We start from the raw sequence: 6,108 nt of genomic DNA on the forward strand, positions 1-6,108 counted from the left end.
GCGGCGAGTCGTCGCCTGGGATCAACCATCTGTGCTGTTCATGAACGCGCCTGCACTTGACCCGGCCGACTCGCGTCCGTTGTCGGTCGGCACCCTGGACGGGCGCGGCGAGGCGTGGTCAGCTTCCGGGATGAGCATCACCCTGTATGACCTGGCGGGCGCGGACCCGGCTCTGCGGTTCAGCCCCTATTGCTGGCGGATCCGGTTTGCCCTGGCGCACAAGGGCCTGCCGGTGGAGACGGTGCCCTGGCGGTTCACCGAGACCGACGTCATCGCCTTCTCCGGCCAGGGCAAGGTGCCGGTGATCCGCGACGGCGACACCGTCGTGTCCGACAGTTGGTCGATCGCCGGCTACCTGGAGGACCGGTATCCCGAGCCGACGCTGTTCGGCGGCGCCACCGGCAAGGCGCATGCGCTGTTCGTCAACGCCTGGGCCGACGGCGTGCTCGTCGGCGGCATAGCCCGGTTCATCATGCGCGACCTGTTCGACATCATCGACCCGAAGGACCGCGACTATTTCCGCTCCAGCCGGGAGGCGCGCTTCGGCACGACCCTGGAGGCCGTGCAGGACGGGCGCGAGAACCGCCTGGCCGCCTTCCGCGACCTGCTGGTTCCGCTGCGGCTGGTGCTGCGGCGGCAGGACTGGCTGGGCGGCACGGCGCCGAGCTACGCGGATCACATTGTCGCCGGGACCCTGATGTGGCCGCGCTGCGCCAGCCGGTTTGCGTTGCTCGAAGACAGCGACATCGTCGCCGGGTGGCTGGATCGGATGCTGGACCAGTACGGCGGCCTCGGCCGGGCGGCGACACGCGCCGCCTGAACCGGCCGGTCGTTACAGCAGACCGCAGTTCGGTTGGGACACTGAGGCCCCCTGTCCTCACCGTCATGGCCCGGCTCGTCCCTACGCAATGCACACATCCTGGAAACGAGTCGGAAATGACCGTAAAATCAAGTGCTTGCCTGGGCGCCAAGAGCGTTCCCCCATCGTCATGGCCCGGCTTGTCCGGGCCACCTATTCCAGCACTTGTGCCGCGACAGGTGGCCCGGACAAGCCGGGCCATGACGAAAGGGAAACGCAGCGGCGGACCGTTTCCGAGATGTGTGCATCCCGTAGGGCTCGTCCGGGCCACCTATCGCGGCACATGTGCTGGAACAGGTGGCCCGGACGAGCCGGGCCATGACGATGAGGGAGCGCCGTCGCCCTGTCTCAATCGACCTGCGGTCTGCTGTAGAGCATGCCCAGGAAATGGCGGCGCACGAGAGTCCACGCACGACCAGGCTCCATGACCGGACCAAGGAACGCCTCGCGCAGGCCGAGGTCGAGAGGATCAGGCTGTGATGAAGAAACGCGGACGGGACCTTCCCTCTCACCGCGCAATCGAAACGAACAAGCTCGCTCAGCGCGAGGCTGGGCACTGGATGACATGAGCCGGCGCAGCGATTCCGGACCGGCTGTTCCTGACGGCCGATGAGCGGATCGTACGCCGGCTTGATTCGGCTTCGCCCGCCCGGGATGCCGATTTCAGCGTTACGCAGTAACGCCGGTGCAGAGCGGCACCGTCGATCGTCACCACACCCGGGTCACAATGCCGTCGAACGCGGTATCTGCCGACACGAGAGGCAAGTTGTAGCGCATCGCCGTGGCGGCCAGCAGGCGGTCGAACGGATCGCGATGGGTCCAGGCCATCATGCCGGCGGCGATGCAGATCGACGGATCAAAGCCCGCGACCGAGCCGCCCTGTTCGTCCAGCAGGGCGGGCAACCGGCCAGCGAACGGCGCCATATCCGGCCATTTTCCGAGCCGGACTTTCTGTGCAATCTCGAAAAAGCTGATGGGACTGACCAACACCGTGTCCGCCGCGCTGATGGCGGCAAGGGCCGGCTTCGAAAGCTGCGCGTCGCCGGACAAGCTCCAGGCCCAGGTGTGGGTGTCGAGCAAAATCGTCGTCACCGGCCGCCTTCCCACAGGTCGAGATCGCCCGCGTCCATCGGCTCGAAAAAGTCGGGGATTGCGCCGAGCCGGCCTGCGAGCAGACCAATCCGGAATGCGCCGCGCGTAATCGGAACGAGCCGGACGACCGGCTTGCTGCCCTTGGCAATGACGATCTCCTCGCCGTTCACTGCCGCCTCGATGAGTTTGGACAGATTGGTTTTCGCGGCATGAATGGTGACCTGCTGCATCCTGATGCTCCCGGCAACAGAACCAGGTTAGCTGACTGCTGCTGGATTAGTCAAGTTAGCTAAGGATCATCGATCCGGTTGATGGGATGCCCGTCGGCGACCCTGGTCAGGATGTCCCTGAGGCAGGCGTCCGGGTGCGGCGTCGCCGCGTCGGCCGATCAGAACCCGATGACGTGCAGGCAAATGCTGCGCATCTGCGGCTCCGTCCGGTGCTCGAACAGATAGACCGCCTGCCAGGCGCCCAGCAGCGGCGCGCCGTGCTGCAGCGGGATCGACAGGCTGGATTGCGTCAGGGCAGCCTTGATGTGCGCCGGCATGTCGTCGGGGCCCTCGACCGCATGGCGGTACTGGCTGCCCTCCGGCACTACCCGGCGGAAGAAATCCAGCAGGTCCGCCCGCACATCAGGATCTGCATTCTCCTGCACGATCAGCGACGCCGAGGTGTGGCGGCACCAGATCGTCAGCAATCCAGTGTCGATTCCCTGCTGCCCGGCCCAGCCGCCGATGGGCTGTGTGATGTCATAGAGGTCCTGCCCGGTGGTCCGGACGCGGAGGGTATGGAGTGCCTGCTTCATACCCTCTGTTTGGTGACTGCAGAGTCCCGGCGCAACCGGCGCATTCGCCATCGGCCGCGCCGCCGCCGTCAGGCACGTCGCGCCGGCCTCACGCCGGCTGGCCCGCCTTGTGCGCCAGCAGCGCCATCAGCCTGCGGTCCCGCCATTCCTGCCGCAGCGCCTGCTGGTTCGCCGGCAGGTCCGCCCGCCTCGCGGCCTGCAGGCGATCGACCAGGGCCTGGTCCCACGCCAGCGGCCGCATCTGCTGCTGCATCAGCCAGTACAGCGGGCCGTAGCGGTTGCAGTAATCCGCCAGGCCGCCGGGCGCGTTCAGGTCGATCGTCTCCAGCGGCCCCATGAAGCTCCAGCGCAGCCCGAGCCCATGCTTCACCAGCGCGTCGAGGTCCGCGGGCGAGATCACGTCGTCGGCGAGCAGTCGGAACGCCTCGGCCAGCAGCGCGCCCTGCAGGCGGTTCAGCGCGAACCCGTCCAGTTCCTTGTTCACCGTCGCCGGCACCTGGCCGGCCTGCTCCATGATCGCCCGCGCCTGCGCGGTCACCGCCGGATCGGTCCACGGCGCCGGGCACAGCTCCACCAGCGGAATCAGGTAGGGCGGGTTCACCGGATGCGCCACCAGGCAGCGGTGGCGGGTGCGCAGATGCTCGGTGAAGGCGCTGGCCGGGATGCCGGAGGACGACGAGGCGATCACCGCCTCGGGCCTTGCGGCGCGTTCCAGTTCGCCGAACAGGGCGGTCTTGACCTCGACCCGTTCCGGACCGTTCTCCTGGATGTAGTCCGCGCTGCGCACCGCCTCCCACAGCGACTGCATCGGCGTGATGCGGCCCAGCACCGCGGCCGGGTCGTCCTTCAGCAGCCCTGCCGCCTTCAGTTCCGGCAGCCGAGCGGCGATGAAGGTGGTGGCCAGGGTGGTCTGCTGCGGCACCTGGTCCCATAGCGTGACGGTGAACCCGGCGCGGGCGAAGACGATGGACCAGGCGCGGCCGATAAGACCGGCCCCGATGACGGCGACGTTGGTCATATGCGTTCCTCCTTTGCGCCAGAGATTCCACGGGTCCGGGCTTGCAGGCAACCGTGCGGATGCAACCGCTTACGCAACGGGCTGCCTGCGGCCGCTTGCGCGAACCCGGTGGCAGCGTCAGGTTTCCGCGGCGGCGACAGGAGGAAACGGACATGACCCGGGTAGCGGTGCTGGACGACTGGCAGGGCGTCGCGCGTGGCGCCGCCGACTGGACTGCCTTGCAGGCGCAGGCCGAGGTCGTGTTCTTCGCCGAGGCCTTCGCCGACGCCGACGACGCCGCCGCAAAGCTGCACGATTTCGACATCGTGCTGTCGATGCGGGAGCGCACGCCGCTGCCGGGCGCGTTGATCAGCCGATTGCCGAAGCTGCGCATGCTGGGGATCACCGGCGCGCTGAACCGTTCGCTCGACACCGCCGCCTGCACGGCGCGCGGCGTGGTCGTCTGCAACACCCAGGCCAGCGGCCAGGCCGACTCGGCGACGGCGGAACTGGCGCTCGGGCTGTTGATCAGCGCGGCGCGCGGGCTGGCGGTGGGCGACGAGGTGATCCGCGCCGGCGGCTTCCAGATGGGCGTGCCGGTGGGCATCGGGCTGGCGGGCAAGACCATCGGGATCATCGGCCTCGGCCGGCTCGGCGGCTACATGGCGCGCTACTGCACGGCGCTGCGCATGTCCGTCATTGCCTGGAGCCCGAACCTAACGGCGGAAAAGGCCGAGGCGGCGGGGGCGCGGCTGGTGCCGAAGGACGCGTTGATGGCGACAGCCGACGCGATCAGCATCCACATGGTGCTGTCCGACCGCACCCGCGGGCTGGTTGGCGCGGCGGACATCGCGCGGATGAAGCCGGGGGCGATCCTGATCAACACCTCGCGCGGGCCGATCGTCGACGAGGCGGCGCTGCTGGCGGCGCTGCATGCCGGGAAGATCGTCGCCGCGCTGGACGTGTACGACCACGAGCCGCTGCCACCCGACCACCCGCTGCGCAGCGCGCCTAACACGGTGCTGAGCCCGCATTTGGGCTACTGCGTGAAGGAGACCTGGGACCAGTTCTATCCACAGATGATCGAGAACGCGCTGGCCTTCCTGGAAGGCAAGCCGGTGCGGGTGACGAATCCGGAAGCCCTGTAGCAATCGGCGCGCCCGGGTGGCTCACCCCTGGGCGGCCCCCCTGGACGGCGACGGGCGCTGGCGGCACCCAGCGTCCCGGTGCGGCGCGTCCCGTGCCGGCAGGGGCTACAGGCCCAGCAACGCCTGTTTCAGGTCGGGCGAGGCCGGCGCCGGGCCGAGGAACGTGCGCAGCAGCACATAGGCGAAGTGGGGATCGTTGATGTCGCCCATCGGCCGGCCGTTGAATGTCACGATGGCGCCCCTGGCGGTGAACAGCAGCATGCTGTTGTCCCCCTGATGGACCGCCGGCACGCGCGAGATGAACTCCTCCACTTCCGCCGGATTGACGGTGCACGATGGCGGCTGGCAGTTGTTCGCGAATCCGGTGCGCCATGATTTCCGCGCATCCTCCGCGCTGACATCGCGCAGGAACCGGACATTCAGCAGCTTCGTCTCCGGCGAGCGGAGGATGGCCTCAGCGTCGTGGCTGCGGTGCTCCAGGTACAGGGCGGCGACGTAGATGCGGATTCGCAGGAACGAATAGGTCCGCTCCCCCATGCCGTTCAGCACCAGTTGCCTGCCCTGGACCATGCGCGCATTCGGCATGGTGACTCCGTCCACCGTCGCCGCGGACGCGGACGACACGCAGATCGCAACGAGCGCCGCGAGAATCAGATTGCGGATCAATACCATTCCCCCGTTTGATGCAGCTGCCATACACCGTCATCTTGCGGGACGGACGTGTCCCGGCAAAGACATGAACCGGCCGGTAAACCGGGCGGCCTGTGCAATTCTTGTCTATCGCCGAGGCGCTTGAAACAGGCCAGGCCTCGTTCCGCGGATTGTGGCATCAAAGCCACACATTGCGCCGGAACTAAAAACAAGATGCTGCGGCGCAGCAATACCCCTTGCCTATCGCCACCAACCTTGGCATTGTTGCACCCGCAGACCGCGCTTAGGCGCACTGCTTTCTTGGACGTTTCCTCCCTAAACTTCGGCGGTGCCACAAGCACCGCCGTTTTTTTTCGCGCGCCACCGCCTAGGGCGTGTCGTCAATTAAGCCAAACGACGGCGGCGGCGAGGTGGACCGCGGCGAGGAAGTTGCGGGCAGTCTTGTCATAGCGGGTTGCGATGGCACGGAACTGCTTGAGCCTGGCGAAGAAATTTTCGATCAGATGGCGCGCCTTGTAGAGGTCGCGGTCGTAGGTCCGCGGCGAGCGGCGATTGG

The 6,108-nt window shown here is 67.4% G+C and carries 8 protein-coding genes; 2 read left to right on the forward strand and 6 right to left on the reverse strand.

Annotated features, from left to right (window positions below; translation table 11 throughout):
* The first annotated feature begins 40 nt into the window (after nucleotides 1-40).
* Nucleotides 41-820, forward strand: a complete 780-nt coding sequence (locus CCS01_RS01045; RefSeq protein ID WP_338049951.1) for a glutathione S-transferase family protein — start codon at nucleotides 41-43, stop codon at nucleotides 818-820.
* 747 nt (nucleotides 821-1,567) lie between these two features.
* Here the strand turns inward: CCS01_RS01045 and CCS01_RS01050 are convergent.
* The 4 genes from CCS01_RS01050 to CCS01_RS01065 all read right to left on the reverse strand — a co-directional run bounded on the left by CCS01_RS01050 (nucleotide 1,568) and on the right by CCS01_RS01065 (nucleotide 3,774).
* Entirely contained in the window at nucleotides 1,568-1,951 is a 384-nt protein-coding gene (locus tag CCS01_RS01050; RefSeq protein ID WP_104516978.1) for a type II toxin-antitoxin system VapC family toxin, read from the reverse strand.
* Nucleotides 1,948-2,181: a type II toxin-antitoxin system Phd/YefM family antitoxin gene (locus CCS01_RS01055; RefSeq protein ID WP_104516979.1), complete on the reverse strand. Its 234-nt coding sequence runs from the start codon at nucleotides 2,179-2,181 to the stop codon at nucleotides 1,948-1,950. The genes CCS01_RS01050 and CCS01_RS01055 overlap by 4 nt, the downstream gene beginning before the upstream one ends.
* 158 nt (nucleotides 2,182-2,339) lie before the next feature.
* Nucleotides 2,340-2,756: a secondary thiamine-phosphate synthase enzyme YjbQ gene (locus CCS01_RS01060; protein WP_104516980.1), complete on the reverse strand. Its 417-nt coding sequence runs from the start codon at nucleotides 2,754-2,756 to the stop codon at nucleotides 2,340-2,342.
* An 88-nt stretch (nucleotides 2,757-2,844) separates the two neighbouring features.
* Nucleotides 2,845-3,774 carry a 3-hydroxyacyl-CoA dehydrogenase gene (locus CCS01_RS01065; protein WP_104516981.1) on the reverse strand — a complete coding sequence of 310 codons (930 nt, stop codon included), beginning with the start codon at nucleotides 3,772-3,774 and terminating at the stop codon, nucleotides 2,845-2,847.
* Nucleotides 3,775-3,926: 152 nt separating this feature from the next.
* Here CCS01_RS01065 and CCS01_RS01070 point away from each other — a divergent pair, with 152 nt between their 5' ends.
* Nucleotides 3,927-4,901 (forward strand): D-2-hydroxyacid dehydrogenase family protein, encoded by a 975-nt coding sequence (locus tag CCS01_RS01070; RefSeq protein WP_104516982.1) that lies wholly within the window; start codon nucleotides 3,927-3,929, stop codon nucleotides 4,899-4,901.
* 105 nt (nucleotides 4,902-5,006) lie between these two features.
* Here CCS01_RS01070 and CCS01_RS01075 read toward each other — a convergent pair whose 3' ends face one another.
* Together CCS01_RS01075 and CCS01_RS01080 are read right to left on the reverse strand one after the other, a co-directional pair.
* Nucleotides 5,007-5,567 carry a chalcone isomerase family protein gene (locus tag CCS01_RS01075; RefSeq protein ID WP_158258176.1) on the reverse strand — a complete coding sequence of 187 codons (561 nt, stop codon included), beginning with the start codon at nucleotides 5,565-5,567 and terminating at the stop codon, nucleotides 5,007-5,009.
* Nucleotides 5,568-5,932: 365 nt separating this feature from the next.
* Nucleotides 5,933-6,108 (reverse strand): transposase (locus CCS01_RS01080; RefSeq protein ID WP_146101497.1); only part of this gene is annotated, 176 nt, incomplete at its 5' end.

Source organism: Rhodopila globiformis (assembly GCF_002937115.1).
GTDB classification, from domain to species: domain Bacteria; phylum Pseudomonadota; class Alphaproteobacteria; order Acetobacterales; family Acetobacteraceae; genus Rhodopila; species Rhodopila globiformis.